The following is a 17,181-nucleotide window of genomic DNA, read 5'->3' as shown; positions in this document are numbered from 1 at the left end:
GATACTGTTTTGTCTAGCTGAAGTCAAGAACGTTGGCCCAGCAAAGCTGGGTCAAAGGATTGGCCCGACTTGAGAACAGCAAAACAGATGCGAAGCAGTTTGTGCATGACCGCGCCGACGACTTGCATCTTGGTTTTACCGCGAGCGAGAAGCTCAGAGCGCCAGTGTGCGATCGCTGTGGAGCGACGAATCGCAACTAAAGCGGGGAAATAGAGGTGATGGCGCAAGTGAGCATTGCCCAGTTTAGAGAGGCGCACCTTGCCACACACGGAGGTGCCAGACTGATGCTCTTGAGGAGTAAGGCCACTGAAAGCAGCGAGTTGCCGAGCAGAACGAAAGCGCTCAAGCGAACCAATTTCAGCTCGAATACAGGCTGCAGAGAGAGCCCCAATGCCTACAATGGTCTCTAAGCGTTTCACCTCAGCGGCCAGCGCTGGGTGGCGCTGAAGATGCTCCTGGATAGACTTTTTTAGGGCATCGACCTGTTGATGGAGAAAGCGCAGATGAGACTTAATCTCCTCGCGCAGCGCCTCATGCACCGTATCGAGCCGATTGCGTTCCTGAGTGATCATCTGCTGCAGGTCTTCTAAGCGACGACTCAGCGCTTGCAACTGCTCCAGTTCAGCGGGCGGTGGTGTCCACGGGGCCGGACGCTTTTGCCAGCCAAACTGAGCAATCAGAGCGGCATCAGCTCCATCGGTTTTGCTGCGTTGCAATTCACTCTGGGCAAACCCACTGACGCACAGGGGGTTGATGATGCTCACTTGATGGCCTTGCTCATACAGGTAGGTCGCCACTCCCTGTCCATAGGTGTTGGTCGCTTCCAGGCAACCATGCACCCGCTCAATTCCTTGTCGCTCCAACCACTCACTCAACTGCTGGTAGCCCGCTAGATTGTTGGTCACCACTTTGCGTTTAGGCCGATGCTGACCATCCACTTGCAGGGCCACATGCAATTTCGCTTTGCTCACGTCAATGCCGAGAATCGGCAAGCCAGTCTGATTCATCACTCGTTCCTCAACCGTTAACCCTCCATCCAACGATACTGTCCTTGTTCAATGCGGGGTGGCTGTTCTACTGACAGTCCCCTTGATACTGGGTTCAGATTCGTCGATAAGCAGGGAAGAGACAAGGAAAACTCCATCGCAGGCTACTATAATCTACCTCGCGAGCTATTCGCTCAGGGGCGGGTCCAGAGTCACTACTTCGTCTGGGGTTTCCTTGTCTTTTATCTTCCCTCATATACAAGGGGCGGGTTTTGTACAAACATTTTGCTTAAGACTATTCACTGAATGGCTAAACCCGCCCTTACACATAGGGGGTAGGGGCGAATGGCCATATAGCCTTTCGGGTATGGCTTCGCTAACGCCCCTACGGAATGTCTGAATACCTACGTAACGTTTAAACAATGGCAAAATCCATGCGGCTGAGAAATGCCTGTAAGCGCTCGCTCTTGGGATGAGTTAGCGTTTCTCGTGCTGGGCCTTCTTCCTCCACAACACCTTGATTGAGGAACATCACCCGATTGGCAACTTCCCGCGCAAACTGCATTTCGTGCGTGACGACAATCATCGTCATCCCCTCATCCGCGAGCTGCTTCATCACCATTAGTACCTCTCCCACCAGCTCTGGATCGAGAGCGCTGGTCGGTTCATCGAACAAAATAATTTGGGGCTTCATGCAGAGCGAACGTGCGATCGCAACTCGCTGTTTTTGTCCACCTGAAAGCTGATCGGGATAAGCCGTTGCCTTGGCGGACAATCCCACTTTGTCTAAAAACGTGCTGGCCCGTTCGCGGCTCTCCTTAGCGGATAATCCTAGTACCTTCTGGGGTGCAAGAGTCAGGTTTTCCAAAACGCTCATGTGGGGAAAGAGGTTGAACTGCTGGAACACCATGCCCACAGACGCCCGCAATTGTCGGAGTTGCTTCGTGGATATCTTAGACCCGGATAAATCCACCCCGTTTACCACCAGCGTCCCGCCATTAATCGTTTCCAGTCGATTGAAGCAGCGCAACAGCGTACTTTTGCCGCATCCGGACGGCCCAATGATAGACACCACTTCGCCTTGATTAATGTGGCCTGTAATGCCGTTCAGGACTTGCAGCGCACCAAATCGCTTCTCAATGCCTTCGAAGTAAATAATCGGAGTACTGTCTTCTTGCATGGCCGGATGGGGAAATAATATCGTTCATCATACTCATATGGGCTCAATTCGCAAACCCATCATTGTCTTTTGTTTTCGTTTCATGAGTTATATAACAGTTGTTACATGGGTAGCGCGATCGCAGTTTGACTAAGCTGTTCTGCCAGTAAAACGGCGTCTAGCATCACCACCTGCTGACCATTGCGTAACGCAGCACAACCCTGAATATAGTCCGGCAAATTGGTTGCTGGTTCCGGTGATAGCGCTTGAATGACCAGTGCTTCTTGCGCGACAAACGCATCAACTGCGATCGCAACTGCTTGAGTAGCCGTTTGCACAATCAGTAGGGGCGAATGCCAAGTTTCAGGCAGCGAAACGGGCGGCAAATCAAGCTGCTGAGCTAAGCGGCTGTCACAGATATCTTCTAAATAATCCGTCAGCGCAATGACTGGAATTTGCGTACCGTTCCACACCAGTCGCTGACCGGATGCGGTCAACTGCTCAGCAGTGGGCACCACAATTTCTTCGATGGCGGCAGCCGAGAAGGCCAAAAACTGCTCGTTCACCTGACAGAGCAAGCCATCCAGCTTGATCAGCGGCAGCGGCAGGTGAATTGTAAACGTCAAACCTTGACCTGGATTCGTTGTGGCCGAGAGCTTACCCTGCTGATCCTGGAGCCGAGTTTGTACCAGGGACAGCGTGGAAACCTGGCGGGTTGCTGTCGTCAGCGATCGCAACTTGCCAGCACCCTGCTGAATCAGCTCGCTCAGGCTCAAGTCAGCCAAAGTTTGTTCATCCCCCCAGCCCAGCTCCGCTGCATCTTGCCGAATGGCATCTAGATCCAGCCCCCAGCCATCATCAGTCAATTCAAAAATGGCTTGTTGGCCCTGCACCTGTACCTGGAGCGCAATCTGGGCAATCTCCGGTTTGCCCCGTCGCTGGCGAATATCCTGCGGCTCAATGCTGTACTCAATGCTGTACTGCAATAGCTGTGCGATCGCATCTTGCAGCGTTTCCAATGTCGCTCGATCCATACGAGCCGAAATGGCCTGAATACTAATCTGGACAGGCTTCTGTTGGGTCAAAACAGACTGACTCAGCCAGGTTGGAAATCGCTGAAGGAACTGATAAATCGGCAGAGTTTGGGCATCAATCCACTGATCGCGCAAATTAGAAATCGTGTGCTGCTGCCGCTTCAGCGTTGATTCCATCTGCTGTAGCTGAGTTGTCGCCTCCGTCAGCATGGCCTGGGAGGGAGTCGGATGCGCTTCGTCAGTCGCGGAATCGGTACGCAGCTGAAGTTCAGTAATCGTATGCTGTAGCGTCTGATGCTGATGCTGTAGCCAAGACTGATTGGCCGTGAGCTGCACAACTTGCTGGTTCAGCCCCTCAACGCGATCGCGATTCAGGTGAATTAGGCCCTGATCGGTGATGGATTCAGGTGAATGCCAAAACGAAGCCACTAAGCCCTCGGCAGCATCTGTAACCATCAGCTCGCTGGGCGTCGGCAACGGTGTCGATTGCGGACGGGGCGCGGAACGAGCTGCCGACCTGGGCGACAAAATAGTGCTGGTCGGTTCTGCTGCTGCAGTGCCGTCTTTCGCCTCGGCGGCATCATCCGCAAAGAGCGCCGCCATCAGCGCTTCATTATCGGCATCTGGCAACTCTGCGCTGGCTGAATTACGCTTGGCTTTTAGTGCTGCACGGTTATCAGCCCCAGATTGGGACTCGTCAGTGGCTGCAGCCAAACCAATTCCGCCAAACAGATCGTCGCCAGCATCCAGATGATTGGCACCAGCCGCGCCACCTATGTCATCCACCGCATCCTGTGCAGCGGCGGGTTCTACCTGCGGATCAGGCACAATAAAGTCCGAGAAAATGGCATCATCATCAGCGTTATCGGTTATGTCAGCTTGTTTTGAATCTATTTGATCATGATCGATATGATCATGATCGATAGGGGCAGCAATCCGATGCGGCAGATCGTAAGCAGAAGCAGGTGAGATCGCAGGTGCTAAACTCATTGCCGACTCATTCTTAGTCTGCTCGTCTGCGAACAATTCACCAATCAGCACCTCATCATCAATTTCAGCACTGGCCGAATCGACGGCTGCACTTGGAGCCGCATCAGAATCACCCAACCAATCTTCTTCAAACAAGTTACCGGGAGTAACCACGTTGCGCTCGGTTGGCACATCTCCCTCGAATCGCTCATTAGACAAGTCGGCTTCTGCAATCGAGCTAAGAGGTTGGACATCGGGCATCAGATCGCCTGATGTAGATTCTGGCGAGTTTTCTGATTTGGATTCTGGCTCAGGAAATGCATCAAACAAGTTGGTTGGCGTGACCAAATCTTGATCCGCTGCTGGAGCTGAAACGCTGGGGGCTACGGCCTGATCTGACGCAGACAGATCTGACGCAGACAGATCTGACGCAGTTGACGTGGCTACCGCCTTCAACGGTAAATCAGCGGCCAGCACATCCTCAAAACTATTCATAACGGGTGAATAGTCTGTAGATGGCCCCATCACTGTATCGGCAAACAAATCGCTTGACTCGTCTGCCTCTGTGTCTTCTATATCCAGCAGCAGCCAATCGCTAATATCCTGATTGCCAGCATCACTGCTCTGCATCGGTGGTTCAAGCGTTTCCGGTTGATCCGCTTCGCTTAACCAATCGGTCGATTCGTCATCCTCTTCGGCGGCAAACCCGGATTTAAACAGCTTATCAATATCCAGTCCGGGTTCTGCCAGCGTCGCTAGTTCTAAATCAGAAATGGGGGCGTGATTCCCATCTGGCAGGACATCATCAGCCATCAGCCAATCGTCCGCATCAGCCGCTGTCGCATCATCATCGGTATCATCGGGGCCAAACAAATCATCAATCAAATCGCCTACAGATCCGGTAGCAGCGGTAGTAGACCTCTGATCGGAGTCGGAAAAGTCGTCTAGGCCGTCCAATCCTATATCTAGCCCACTCATATCACTGACATCACTGGCCGAATGGGCCGCTATCGCAAAGGCCGGATTTACCTGAGCCAAACGTGCCTCAAGCTGCTGCAAAATCGGTTCTGCTTTAGCTTGGGCTTGGGCTGCGTCAAACTCTCCAAACATGCTGAGTTCTGTAGCTGGTAACTGCAAACATTCATGCGCTTGCAGCAACAACTGCTGAATCAGCGAGTCAATCGGAATCGCCTGCTGGTGCTGATGAAACTGCTGTAAAACCGCCCGGAGTCGAGTTGCGATCGCGGCTAGTACAGTAACCTGAGCTTGCTTAGCCTGCCCAATCAACCGACCTAATAGGCCATCTAGTTCATGAAACCGGCTATCAGACGGATGAGAGGATAAGCTGGATAGCTCACTCTCTAAGGCGTCCAGCATCGGTAGAGCATCGTTCTCGGCAAAAGTTTGAGCGTTGGGAGAGTTCGGTGAGGTCACCATAGGTTTTGAATAGATTGCGGCAAAATGGGTGGGCGCAGGATGTAGAGGGCTGTTAAAGGGCTATAGGGAAAATATTCAATCGGGATCAAGGAGAGTCGAATGTGAATCGGTATTCAGTTCAAGTGGCTCATTAGGCTCATTAAATGACTCATTGGCGAGCTGGTGAGCAACCGCTAGGATTTCTTGGAGAGCGGTTGTAATCTGGGCAAGTTGGACGCGGGCTTGTTCAGTCAGGCTGGGGGCATCCTGCATCGCTTCTAGAGTACCCATGATCGGGTGAGCTTGTGCAGCCAAAGATTGCTGGGTCTGTTCAAGCTGGGGTAGTAGCGTTTGCTGCAGTTTGGCTAAATGGTCAAGCTGCTGCTGAAGCTGAGTGAGGGACTGGATATTGCCTAGAACCTGCGTAGCAATCTGAGCGACTTGGGGTGAAACCTGCGTGATAGCCTGCTGGAAGTGAGCCATTTGCTGGGTAAGGCTTTGGGTTTTCTGCGTGGACTGCTGGCTCAGAGATCGCAGTTGGCCTAGCCGTTTTGCCAACGGCTGTCGCGCCTGCCCAATATCACCCGGCAAGCGCGACAGATTAAGGGAGGCATTGAACGTGAGTAGGGTAATTTGTCCGGTAATCTGACTCAGTTCCAGCACGGTTTGCATCATCTGCTGCAAGCCTGGCTGCATGTGCTCCAGTTGCTGCTGCAAATCACCGGATGACTGGTGCAGAGTTTGCAAACTAGCAATCGGTTGTGTCGCCGACGCATCAGCCAGCGTGGTGTCGCTTGTCTGCGCTAGTTCTTTGAGCTGCTGCATGTTTTGCGTCAGGTTGTGCAGCGTGGCGTTGACTGCCCGCAGCGACTGATCGGCAGTTGGCCACATCGCCAGGGGATCAAACGATTGCTCAAAGGTTTGTAGGGACTGAATTTCATGGTCAAGCTGGGAAATGATTTCAGCCAGTCGAGTTTGAGATCGCGCCTGCTGCTGTCTGGCCTGGTGCAGGTGCCTTACCGTGAGGCTATAGGCTTGAGCAATTTCCTTCAGCTCTCCGGTCGTTTCGGGCAGGGGCTGGTCAAAGTTGCCCTGATTAACCGCCTGCATTGCGGCTCGCAGTTCGTCCAATTGCCGATGACGCTGCGTTTCAAGCTGCTGAACCACCTCTTCTTGCTGGTGGCGACTGTGTTTGGCTTCCTGCTGGAGCTGTTCAATGAGCTGACGATAATCAGCCTGGATCGCTTCCACTTGTCGAGCATGGTCGGCTCGCAGTTGCTCCGTAGACTGCTGCCAAGTGGCTTGCTGATCACCAACATCGGCTTGCAGGTGCTCCAACTGATGCTGATGCTCCTGCTGAAGGTGCTGAATGCGATCGCGGATGGCCTCAGCCTGCTGTCGAGCCGTATCTACATCCTCCTGAAGCTCAGTCAGCTCTAAAACGTGGGTTTGTCGAGTTTGATCAATATGATTAGCCAGCGACTGTACCGACCGTCCCAGCATCGCCACTTCGCCTCGGCCTGCGATAGCTAGAGTGGGCGATCTGCGATCGCGCTCTAAATCTTGAATGGTCTGTGTGGCCTGCCGCAGTGAGCGAGTCGTGCGGCTAGCGGCCCATGCTCCCAGCACGCCAGAACCCAGACCAGCCAACAGTGCGCCAATCCCGACGGTATAGGCCACGCCAGGCGGCAAACGTCGCACTCCCAACTCTGGCTGCACCCACACGGCGCTCAGTCCTGCATCATCTAGTCCAGCAGCGGGTAGCGCAACCGGGACGGCACTCACCCAGTAACTATCTTGCTCCACTAGCGCAGGATTGGATTGCGTTAACTCTGGCCAAGCGGCGACGACAGATTCAGGCAGTTGATCTGAGACGGCAGCATCGGACTGATTGAGCAGCGTACCATCTGACTGAACTAAGTAACTCTGATTGGGTTGGTCAGCTGCGGGAACGAAGGCGGGCTGAACGGTATCCACCGCGATCTGCGCCTGCAGGACACCCACCAGTTGCCCATTAATTTGAATCGGAGCCGCAATATCAAAAGCCATACCAGGCGTCGTAGATGGCGTAAACGCCATCTGTTGTGAGGTTAAAACCTGCTGTATTCCTACAGCAACGGGTTCTGGTTCAGCGACGGGTTGGGCAACTTCTGCCACAGGTTCAGCCGCAGGTACATTCGCAGCATCTGAATTGCCTAAATTTGGGGTGGCTGGTTGCGGTGCGACATCGGCTGGCGGTGCAATATCGGCGGCAGGTGCAGGATTCGCAAGTGCTGGGTCAACTTCACCCGGAGCTTGCACGAGTTTTTGGCCCTGACGATTAAAAATTGCCAGCGTAGCGTAGCGGCTCTGCTGTTCCTGCAGGCGATTGATCACCTGCTGCTTGTCGGCGAGCGGCTGATTCCAGAATCCGGCACTGGTGAGAGTTGTGCTACTGGCAATCTGGCTAATCTCTTGAGTGCGATCGCGCAAAAACGCAGCGATATTTTCGGCCAACTGCTCAGTTTGCTGCGTCTGGATTTGCTTGGCCTGCTGAGACAGTAAACGACTGGTTGCCAGATAGACACCGCCACCCACCAGCGCCCCCGATAGCAAGCCGCAGAGCAGTGCGATCGCAGCCGCTTTGGTTTCTAAGCGATGCCAGAAGGGGGGACGCGGCAACGCCTGTGGCGGTAGGGCGATGAATGATCCATCTGCATCGGAACCAAGTTCATCCGGCTCTAACACGATGGGAGGTTCCAGCTCAAACTCCTCATCAAAGGCTGCCGCATCCGGCCTGTGATCTAAATTATCGCTGGTCGGATTGGCCTGTAAACCATTACCGGAACCGTTGCCACCTAGCCTCTCAGGCTCTAATCCTGCGTGATCTACCGTGTTGTTTAAGTTATTGAAAGTGGAATATCCATTATTCGGATGGGGGGAGCTAGCAGCGGATTGTTCTAACTCGGCCAGCTCAGATTCGGTCAGTTCGATATTATTCACGTCGGCATTGGTAGGTGCGATCGCAGATTCAGTCCATTCGTTGGGGCGTGCGCCATTTGCCCCTGTACCATTCGTTGGGGCAGGGTGATCATTAGGTGGTGAATTGGATCGATGGTCGGAAGGAGGTTGAGCCATGACATCCACCTCGTTCATGGTTGGTTTACACGATCCGGCTGGGGCGCGAATGTAAAGGGTGCATATAAAAAGGGCGCATATAAACAGAGAGATTGTAGTGTTAGTCTTCCCCGCCGATTGCGATCGCCCACAATCTGCAACAAACCTACAAAGCCCCTCACTTTACTCTACGTTGACCACGAAAGGGCACCAATCAAATGTTACAAGGACGTTGCAATTGCTTTAACCGTGTCCTCATAGGAACACCAATCGCTCCAGCTCCCGACATAGAGCTTGCCGTTGGTTAATCCTGCTGCCTCCATCGCCAGCAGATTCACACAGGCCGTTACGCCAGAACCACAGTACACAATGACTTCTTCGGCAGGCTGCAAAGCAGCATACAGCTCAGTCAGTTCCGTTTGCGATCGCAGCTGATGCTTCTCGTCCACGACCTGCATCCAGGGATAGTTCACAGCACCGGGAATATGTCCGGCAATGGGGTCAATCAGTTCCACTTCGCCCCGGTAACGTTCGGGGGCGCGCGAGTCAATCACCGTCACCCCCGGCTGTTCTTTGCGCTGTTTGACCTGTTCAATATCAACCAGAGTGCGATCGCGAGTTTCGGGCTTAAACGTACCGGATTGGGGCTGGGGCTGTTCGGTCGCTGTGGGATATCCGCCTGCCTGCCAACTCGACCAGCCGCCGTTAAGTACCGCCACCTGGTCATGGCCAAAGTAACGCAACAGCCACCAGAGCCGCGCCGCAAAGGCAAAGTTTGAGTCATCGTAGGCCACAACCATCGTTGCGGGGTGACCCTCTTGAGCAGCATGAAGGCCCAACTCATTCATGCGCCGCGCAAACTGAGCCGGATCGGGCAGCGGATGGCGTCCTCCATGAGTCTGGACAGGGCTGGATAAATCCTGATCTAAACTCAGATAGTAAGCGCCGGGAATATGAGCTTGTTCGTATTGGTGACGCCCCAAATCCGGTTCCGGCAGCGAAAATCGGCAGTCTACAATGCAGACGCTTGGATCATCTAGATGCTCAGCTAACCAGTCAGCAGATACAAATAGCTCGGTCATATTAATTCGCTCTCAGCATTCTTTCAGGGAAAACTTATTCCGTTCCCATTGAGTCCCAATTTAAGCCCTCTATGGTGGGTGGACATAGAGGGTAATTAAATTTTTAGAGGAGACTTGACTATGCAAGCGAAGTATCTTGGCATGATGGCCGTTGCGTCTGTCCTCAGTATTGGTATGGTAACGGGCTGCGCCAATCCTGAATCGACGAGTAGCCCGGATGCCACTGAACAAACGGAATCGAATCCCTGTGCAGGCAAGGAAAACCCCTGTGCATCGGCTGATCCCTGTGCGAGTAAGGAGAATCCCTGTGCGAGCAAAGAGAACCCCTGTGCGTCTGCCAATCCTTGTGCGTCTGCTGATCCCTGCGCGAGTAAGGGAAATCCCTGTGCGGGCAGCTAATGCCGGTTCTGGAATTTGGCACTACAGAGGGGTTTGGTGTTGGTGCTAGGTATTGGGTGTTAGGTATTGGGTGCTGGGTTCTAAGTTGTAACTCGCATTACTCCTTACTCCTCACGCCTCACCTTACTCCTCGCGCCTCACCTTACTCGATGCGGGATAACTGGCTCACCCTGATATCGTCATCTTCAAAATAGTCATCGATAGTTATTAAACCTAATAAGGGCATTTTGCGATCGCGATGCGACAGCAAAATGCCCTTATTGTTCTAGACGTGATTAAACATAGCGTAAGGTGGGCGATGCCCACCTTACAGGAGATTGCAGTGTTGGATATCAAAACTGTTTAACCCGATGTCGTATAAAGATTTTGTCTTTTTTCAAATCACGCATTGATCACGGAAAAGTGATCGCTCGCGACTTGGGTAGTATTGCCCTAGTAAGCCATACGGCTGTTAATTGCATCTTGTTGCTTGGCATAAATGCTCTTGAGATGCTTCTTCACCGTATTAATTGCAATGTATAACTGTGATGCAATTTGTTCGTAGCTGTAGTTAGCCCGTTTCAGCAGCCAAACCTCTGATTCCCGTTGCGTTAAACCATATTGGTGACTTTCTGCGATCGCACGTTGACAAGCCGTTTGATAGCAGTCTTCCAGTGTCACTAAAATGCAGGGCTGTTCTGCTGTAGCCAGTGTGAGCCAGCGGGCCCGCACTCGAATTGGGGCCGGACAATCCGTTTCAATTTCGTCTTCAATCATCACCACCTGATCCGGAAAGTCAATCCGACTTTCCACCAGAAGCTGGCAGATGCGCCAGAGTGGTTCCGGTAGGGGATTAGACGTAGGCTGACGCTGGTAAAGCTCATTTAAAATCTCAGCACCATAAGAATTGGACTGAATGACCTTGCCGTCAGGCGTCAGAATTAAAACACCATCAAATAATCCTTCTACTACCGCATGTAGCATCAAGAAATCAGACGGAATATTAGGCGAATTTAGATTTTTCTCCTCCTCGCAATTAACATTGTCTAGATCAAATGAACCAAGAGAAACTGTTTGCATGTTCATGTTAAGGGGGGCTTTGAGATGAACAACAGAGAGTAAAACCACTCGATTGCTTTGTCTCTCGTGCTTGTCTCTATACTGATTCAGAGGCAAGCAACGTGAAGCCGTTGAAGTGAATTGAATGTATGAATTTAATAAAGGACTACACCATCCGGTCTTACACGCTGAGACTTGTATGCAAAGTGACGCAGGGATGAAACAGGGGGATGTCTCATATGCTCTTGTGGAAAACTCCACCTCAAACTTTGCCGAATCCGGATAAGAAGCCTTTTTCTCTGTGACACTTCAAAATGTGTCTAATTGATTATTAGGAATCGAGACCAGAATATTGCCGTTGTATCCCGCCAAAAATCTGTACAATATTCAGCAATCTTGAGCAAATCTATGAATAACGCCGGATAATCAGTCTTCATCTTGATCCAATCAATTCAGGATCTGTTGTTCTAATCTGTTGACTGAATTTAGAGACACTTTAGGAAGTGGAGTTTAAAGTTTTGTGTCTATTGTGACTCTGGTTCACCGCTCCCCCGCTACTGCCACCACGATTGTTCACGACCAACTAGCGCTCACTGCAGAGGAGCGCACGCGATCGCGGCATCGGTTCACGACGGTAGCGGGTCAGTCAGTTTATCTCAACTTGCCCAGAGGAACGGTTTTACAAGATGGTGACTTGCTCACCGATGCCGCAGATTCAGCAGATTCAGCGAGTTCTACCTGCATTCGCGTGATCGCGAAACCTGAATCCGTTCTGACCGTTACCGCAACCACCCCCTTGCTACTACTGCGAGCGGCTTATCACTTGGGCAATCGCCACGTTTCGCTGGAAATCACCTCCGATTGGCTTCGATTATCCCCCGATCCAGTTTTAGAAGCCATGCTGCAGCAGCTTGGCCTGTTCATCACTACGGAAGTTGCCCCCTTTAATCCGGAAGTTGGTGCGTACCATCATTCTGCTCATGAGCATCATCATTAAGCTGACGCAATTTCGAGCGATTGGGTGCCGTAACGCGGCGGTAAAATAACGCTTCGGTTTTTAAGTTGACTGACGACCACAAGGAACGATGACGTGAATTTTTCTTCCACAGCTTTCCTATCTCTGATGCAGCTGACCAATGCATCTTTACCCGTCGGAGCCTACAGTTACTCGGAAGGGATTGAGACGCTCGTGGAAACAGGTGCGATCGCAACTGCTACTGACCTAAACCACTGGCTCAGCCAAGAACTCCAATACGGCGGCATTCAAACCGAAGCGGCCATCCTTATCCGCGCTTATCGAGCTGTGCAAACCGAACAGCCCAGCCAGGTAGCGTACTGGAATCATTGGCTATCTGCCGCTCGCGAAACGGAAGAACTGCGGCAGCAAAGCTGGCAAATGGGACGAGCGCTGGTTCGTTTGTTACCAGAGTTAAATGCTGATGCAAAAAGTTGGCTTGAAGCAGCAGGAACCCCCTGCAATTTTGCGATCGTATTCGCCATTGCCGCCGCTGTCAGTCACGTTCCGCTGGAAATGACTGTGCAGGGCTATTTGCATAGCTGGGCTAGTAACTTAATCAATGCCGGAATTCGATTGGTACCGCTGGGACAAACCGAGGGGCAAGTCCTACTCCATAACCTGCATCCGGTGATTGACCAGGCTGTTACTGGTGTTATGGCGCTGGATGACGCCGACCTCAGCAGCGGCAGTTGGGGATTATCCCTAGCCAGTATGCAGCACGAAACGCTCTATTCACGCTTATTTCGCAGCTAAACTGATCTGAGATGGAGATTTGCCGCTGCATCGCAGTAACAAATCTCTGCTTCTGGGTTTTAATGAGTTCAACTGATATTGAAAGAGATTGAGCAAAGCTTTATATGAGTACCGATCCATTTCGTGTTGGCATTGCTGGCCCCGTCGGGTCGGGCAAAACCGCCCTAGTTGATGCCCTCTGCAAAGCCCTGCGCCAGCAGCACCAAATCGCCGTTGTCACCAACGATATTTACACCCAAGAAGATGCCCAGTTTTTGGTTCGTAGTCAGGCACTGGAACGCGATCGCATAATTGGCGTGGAAACAGGTGGCTGTCCTCACACCGCTATTCGGGAAGACGCTTCAATTAACTTAGTTGCGATCGAGCAGCTAATTGAGCAATTTACCAATCTCGACCTCATCTTCGTCGAAAGCGGCGGCGACAACCTAGCCTCCATGTTCAGTCCCGAACTCGTAGATCTGACCATCTACGTGATTGACGTATCCGCTGGAGACAAAATTCCCCGCAAAGGTGGCCCCGGTATTACGAAATCTGACCTGCTGGTAATTAACAAAATTGATCTGGCTCCCCTGGTTGGGGCCGATCTGGACGTGATGGATCGCGATGCCCGCCGAATGCGAGGCGAACGTCCATTTGTCTTCACCAACCTCAAAACGCAGCAGGGCTTAGACCAAATCATCGACTTCATCCACTTCCACGGATTTGTTGAACTTGCAGACGCCACCCACAGCAGTACTTTCTAAGTTGAGCCAGTTCCTTGGTAGGTGGGTTGAACAACGTGAAACCCAACACCAGCAGCGGTTTTATTGGGTTACGCTGGCGCTTTAGCGTTGCCATGCCCGTAGGGCTATACCCGATCTACGCCTGATCCGTTGACCTCACAACTTGCACCTTGCACTTCGAGAACCCGAAGAGGTTGTTTTGCCGCCGCATCGCGGCGGCAAAACAACCCTTCTGGGTTTTGGTGCAAGATGTGAGTTAACCCGATTTGGCTACTGCCATAAACGCAAAAAAAAGCCCGACCCGTCACAGGCCGAGGCTTTGTTCACCATGTTGATGTCGTACTTACTTGTCCAGTGAGACTCAGTTGAGGTTTTTGTGAGTGTTCCTGGGGGCTTTTGTTGATACTCTAACGATATCAAGTCCAACTAGGCATTTCGCCCTACAAGCATTGGTGATTTCGTTGGTAATTATTGGTGAAAGTGCGAGGATTGGGTATTAGGTTTTAGGTACTGGGTGGTGGGTTTTGGAGCTTTACATTTCACTCCTTGTATGTTGAGAGAAGAGAGGTAGACCGACCCTCCTGAGATGCGAGACATCGTGCGAGAGCCAGGGTCGCCTCTCAACTTGATACCCCAAACTCGGATCATCGGCAGGGACAAAGAGATCCCGAATGACGCAAGGCTGAGTTGTGTGTATCGTCCATCTAGAATTCGCTACAAGGAGAGTACTATGTGCGCGCAATCAACCGACTCAAGGTCATCAGCCGTCAAGCAGTGGGTCGGCATTGATGTGTGTAAACGGTGGCTGGATGTTTATGTTAGACCGTCTGGAGAGAACTTCCGAGTGAGCAACAGCAGTGAGGGAATTGAGGATTTAACCCGTCGGTTGGCCAAGCCGTCGCAGGTGGGTCGCATCATCGTTGAAGCCACAGGTGGCTATGAGCGACACATCGCGCTTGCAGCACAGCAGCAGGGCTATGCACTAGCGGTGATCAACGCCAAGCAAGCTCGCAACTTTGCCAGAGCTGCCAATCAACTGGCTAAGACCGACCGAATCGATGCGGCGATCCTCGCCTGGTTTGGCGAAGCGATGCAGCCTCCGCTACGACCGTTGGCCAGTGAGGCTCACCAACAGTTACAGGATGCGGTGACCCGTCGCCGCCAATTAGTGGAGATGCTCACCATGGAGCGCAACCGTTTAGCTGGACTGCGAGGTCCCGCTCAGGAAGACGTTCAAGCCCATATCGACTGGCTCAAAGACCGCATCAGCGACCTTGACCAAGCGATTGATGAGCAAGTGGAACACAACCAACAGTGGCAGCAGCACCAGGCTCAACTGACCTCTGTTCCAGGTGTCGGTCAGGTGGTTGCCAACACCCTGTTGGCTCTGCTGCCGGAGCTAGGAACGCTCTCACACCGTCAAATTGCCGCTCTCGTTGGGGTGGCTCCGCTCAATCGCGATAGTGGGCAAAAGCGAGGGCAGCGCTCGATCTTTGGTGGCCGCAAACCCGTTCGGCAGATGCTCTACATGGCCACTCTAGTTGCAGTTCGTTACAACCCTGTCATCAAAGCCTTTTATGAGCGGCTGCAACAGCGTGGCAAGTTAGCCAAAGTCGCCCGCATTGCCGCTATGCACAAGCTGCTGACGATCCTCAATGCCATGCTCAAGCACGGCACGCACTGGCAACCACCGGAGGCTGCTATGACGTAATTGACCTCCTTTCGACTTGACTTTTAAGATAATCGCTCTCGCCTCACTTTCTTTACAGCCCTTTCTGCTAACTCCTCCGATACTGATTCCCCGGCAACTGTGCCACCAGGCCCATCAGCTCAAGCTGTGTCAGCGCACCCAGAATCTGTCCTGTTGGTAAGCCCAGTTTCTGCACGATTAAATCCAGCGGCATTGGATCGAAGGGAATTGCGTCAAACACCTGCTTCAACTGAGGATTGAGATTTGGCAGCGGTGCCGAGTCTTCTGGTAAATCTTCCACGAGACGCAAGTGTGGCATTGCGCCTAATGCTTCTAGCAGCATGTCACTGTCCAGAATAATGTGGGCACCTTGATCAATTAGTCGCAGGCAACCGTGAGACTGCGGGTTATCTAGCGAACCGGGTAGGGCATAGATATCTCGACAGTAATCATTGGCCAAGCGGGCTGTGATCAGTGCGCCAGATTTATCACCCGCTTCGGTGACGATTACGGCTCGACTCAGTCCGGCAATAATTCGGTTACGACGGGGAAAATGGGCGCGATCGGGGGTTGTTCCGTCAGGATACTCACTGATTACTAGTCCCTGTTCTAGAATGCGCTTGTACAAAAACTGGTTGGAGCGGGGATAGACGACATCGACGCCTGTACCGAGTACAGCAATCGTGCGTCCGTCTTTTTCAAGACAGCTTTTATGGGCTTCCGTGTCAATGCCGTTCGCCAAACCGGATGCGATCGCAAATCCACTGCGCGCCAAACTCATGCTCAATTTGCGCGTCCAGCGACGCCCGTAATCTGATGGGCTGCGAGTGCCAACAATCCCCACAGTGGGCGTGATCCCCCGGTTTTCATCTGTATTAACTTGACCGCGATAATACAGTACGGGTGGCGGATCGGTAATTTCAAACAGCAGCTTGGGATAGTCGGGATCAGCGGGTGTCCAAAAGCAGGGATAGCGCTGCTCATGCTGTTTAAGTAATTCTTCGGGATCAATCCGCGATCGCAACTGAGCAATTGCATCGGCTCCCTGTAAGCCAATGCCGTCTACGGCCAGTAAATCCGCTGGACTGGCAGCCCAGGCCTTGGCTAAACTGCCAAACTGCTGATGAATTCGCTTCAGGATAACGGGGCCAACGCCACTAATCGTTGACCAAGCTAGCCAATATGCCCGCTCTGTCATGAAATTGCCGAAATTGCCAATTATTGATGTTCGTACACTATGGCAGTTGCCGTTGACCAACCGCAACTTACTCAACGGCAATAGGTATGGTATCAAGTTCAATTCAGCATAAAGGCGGAGATTGATCGCCAATTGACGGAAACCTTATCTCGTTTTGCAACGTTTGGTTGATGACAACAGTGGAACAATTGGCTCAAAATATTTTGTGACGAAACCAATTGAAAAAAGGATTACAACCCCAGAAGGTTGTTTATAGTAGTAGATAACCAGACAACACGAACTCATTATGGCTTGATGCTTGGCTGCCTGCTCAACTTGCTTGACTTCTGTTAAACCCATGTTTGTCGCTGTTGATAGCGACGACTCCCATTCATTGCCTGATGTATCTACCACTAGGCGCTAGTTGTCAACAGGCAAGTTTCTGAGGAAAAAGTAAGGAGTATAGCCAACGCATTGACCAGCACGATGTGCGATCGCGCATACTATCATTACTCAATCAAGGGTAAGTACAAAGACACGCATCCAAAATAAACATTCTTGCAAAAGTGTGTACTTTTGTGTTTCTCTGTTTGTATTCCTAGTCACACTTCCTCGCGAACACATCGTTAATTTCTCTGCCCC

General features: G+C 52.0%; 12 protein-coding genes. 5 read left to right on the top strand and 7 right to left on the bottom strand.

Annotated elements, in window-relative coordinates:
• Positions 1-23: 23 nt before the first annotated feature.
• The 5 genes from AC286M_RS18060 to AC286M_RS18040 form a co-directional block, all read right to left on the bottom strand.
• On the bottom strand, positions 24-1,040 hold the full coding sequence (locus AC286M_RS18060; RefSeq protein WP_488203685.1) for an IS110 family RNA-guided transposase: 1,017 nt from the start codon (positions 1,038-1,040) through the stop codon (positions 24-26).
• A gap of 361 nt (positions 1,041-1,401) precedes the next feature.
• Positions 1,402-2,166: an amino acid ABC transporter ATP-binding protein gene (locus tag AC286M_RS18055; protein WP_488205711.1), complete on the bottom strand. Its 765-nt coding sequence runs from the start codon at positions 2,164-2,166 to the stop codon at positions 1,402-1,404.
• 101 nt (positions 2,167-2,267) lie between these two features.
• On the bottom strand, positions 2,268-5,585 hold the full coding sequence (locus AC286M_RS18050) for a chemotaxis protein CheW (protein ID WP_488205710.1): 3,318 nt from the start codon (positions 5,583-5,585) through the stop codon (positions 2,268-2,270).
• A 75-nt stretch (positions 5,586-5,660) separates the two neighbouring features.
• Positions 5,661-8,681 (bottom strand): HAMP domain-containing protein, encoded by a 3,021-nt coding sequence (locus AC286M_RS18045; protein WP_488205709.1) that lies wholly within the window; start codon positions 8,679-8,681, stop codon positions 5,661-5,663.
• Positions 8,682-8,881: 200 nt separating this feature from the next.
• The gene (locus AC286M_RS18040) at positions 8,882-9,742 is read right to left on the bottom strand and encodes a sulfurtransferase (RefSeq protein WP_488205708.1); all 861 of its coding nucleotides are present in this window, start codon (positions 9,740-9,742) and stop codon (positions 8,882-8,884) included.
• 120 nt (positions 9,743-9,862) lie between these two features.
• Between AC286M_RS18040 and AC286M_RS18035 the strand changes: the two genes are divergently transcribed.
• On the top strand, positions 9,863-10,141 hold the full coding sequence (locus tag AC286M_RS18035; RefSeq protein WP_488205707.1) for a hypothetical protein: 279 nt from the start codon (positions 9,863-9,865) through the stop codon (positions 10,139-10,141).
• A gap of 432 nt (positions 10,142-10,573) precedes the next feature.
• Here the strand turns inward: AC286M_RS18035 and AC286M_RS18030 are convergent, their stop codons facing one another.
• Positions 10,574-11,104 (bottom strand): helix-turn-helix transcriptional regulator, encoded by a 531-nt coding sequence (locus tag AC286M_RS18030; protein ID WP_488205706.1) that lies wholly within the window; start codon positions 11,102-11,104, stop codon positions 10,574-10,576.
• Positions 11,105-11,699: 595 nt separating this feature from the next.
• Here AC286M_RS18030 and ureE point away from each other — a divergent pair.
• From ureE to AC286M_RS18010, 4 genes are all read left to right on the top strand, one after another.
• Positions 11,700-12,176 carry an urease accessory protein UreE gene (gene ureE / locus AC286M_RS18025; RefSeq protein WP_488205705.1) on the top strand — a complete coding sequence of 159 codons (477 nt, stop codon included), beginning with the start codon at positions 11,700-11,702 and terminating at the stop codon, positions 12,174-12,176.
• A 93-nt stretch (positions 12,177-12,269) separates the two neighbouring features.
• Entirely contained in the window at positions 12,270-12,950 is a 681-nt protein-coding gene (locus AC286M_RS18020) for an urease accessory protein UreF (protein WP_488205704.1), read from the top strand.
• A 104-nt stretch (positions 12,951-13,054) separates the two neighbouring features.
• A complete protein-coding gene (gene ureG / locus AC286M_RS18015; protein ID WP_488205703.1) occupies positions 13,055-13,693 on the top strand; it encodes an urease accessory protein UreG in 639 nt (212 codons plus the stop codon).
• Between the two features lie 709 nt (positions 13,694-14,402).
• Positions 14,403-15,383, top strand: coding sequence for an IS110 family RNA-guided transposase (locus AC286M_RS18010; RefSeq protein ID WP_488202946.1), 981 nt, complete (start codon positions 14,403-14,405; stop codon positions 15,381-15,383).
• A 67-nt stretch (positions 15,384-15,450) separates the two neighbouring features.
• Here AC286M_RS18010 and dprA read toward each other — a convergent pair whose 3' ends face one another.
• Entirely contained in the window at positions 15,451-16,560 is a 1,110-nt protein-coding gene (dprA, locus tag AC286M_RS18005) for a DNA-processing protein DprA (RefSeq protein WP_488205702.1), read from the bottom strand.
• Between the last annotated feature and the right edge of the window lie 621 nt (positions 16,561-17,181).

It is taken from the genome of Thainema salinarum CENA647 (assembly GCF_057732415.1).
This window is presented reverse-complemented; position numbering and strand designations above follow the sequence as displayed.

What these genes read in the sequence shown, in the direction of transcription:
- AC286M_RS18055 (WP_488205711.1), bottom strand. Translation starts at nt 2,166, where the DNA reads ATGCAAGAAGACAGTACTCCGATTATTTACTTCGAAGGCATTGAGAAG.
- ureG (WP_488205703.1), top strand. Translation starts at nt 13,055, where the DNA reads ATGAGTACCGATCCATTTCGTGTTGGCATTGCTGGCCCCGTCGGGTCG.
- AC286M_RS18045 (WP_488205709.1), bottom strand. Translation starts at nt 8,681, where the DNA reads ATGGCTCAACCTCCTTCCGACCATCGATCCAATTCACCACCTAATGAT.
- AC286M_RS18040 (WP_488205708.1), bottom strand. Translation starts at nt 9,742, where the DNA reads ATGACCGAGCTATTTGTATCTGCTGACTGGTTAGCTGAGCATCTAGAT.
- AC286M_RS18030 (WP_488205706.1), bottom strand. Translation starts at nt 11,104, where the DNA reads ATGCTACATGCGGTAGTAGAAGGATTATTTGATGGTGTTTTAATTCTG.
- dprA (WP_488205702.1), bottom strand. Translation starts at nt 16,560, where the DNA reads ATGACAGAGCGGGCATATTGGCTAGCTTGGTCAACGATTAGTGGCGTT.
- AC286M_RS18050 (WP_488205710.1), bottom strand. Translation starts at nt 5,585, where the DNA reads ATGGTGACCTCACCGAACTCTCCCAACGCTCAAACTTTTGCCGAGAAC.
- AC286M_RS18010 (WP_488202946.1), top strand. Translation starts at nt 14,403, where the DNA reads ATGTGCGCGCAATCAACCGACTCAAGGTCATCAGCCGTCAAGCAGTGG.
- AC286M_RS18035 (WP_488205707.1), top strand. Translation starts at nt 9,863, where the DNA reads ATGCAAGCGAAGTATCTTGGCATGATGGCCGTTGCGTCTGTCCTCAGT.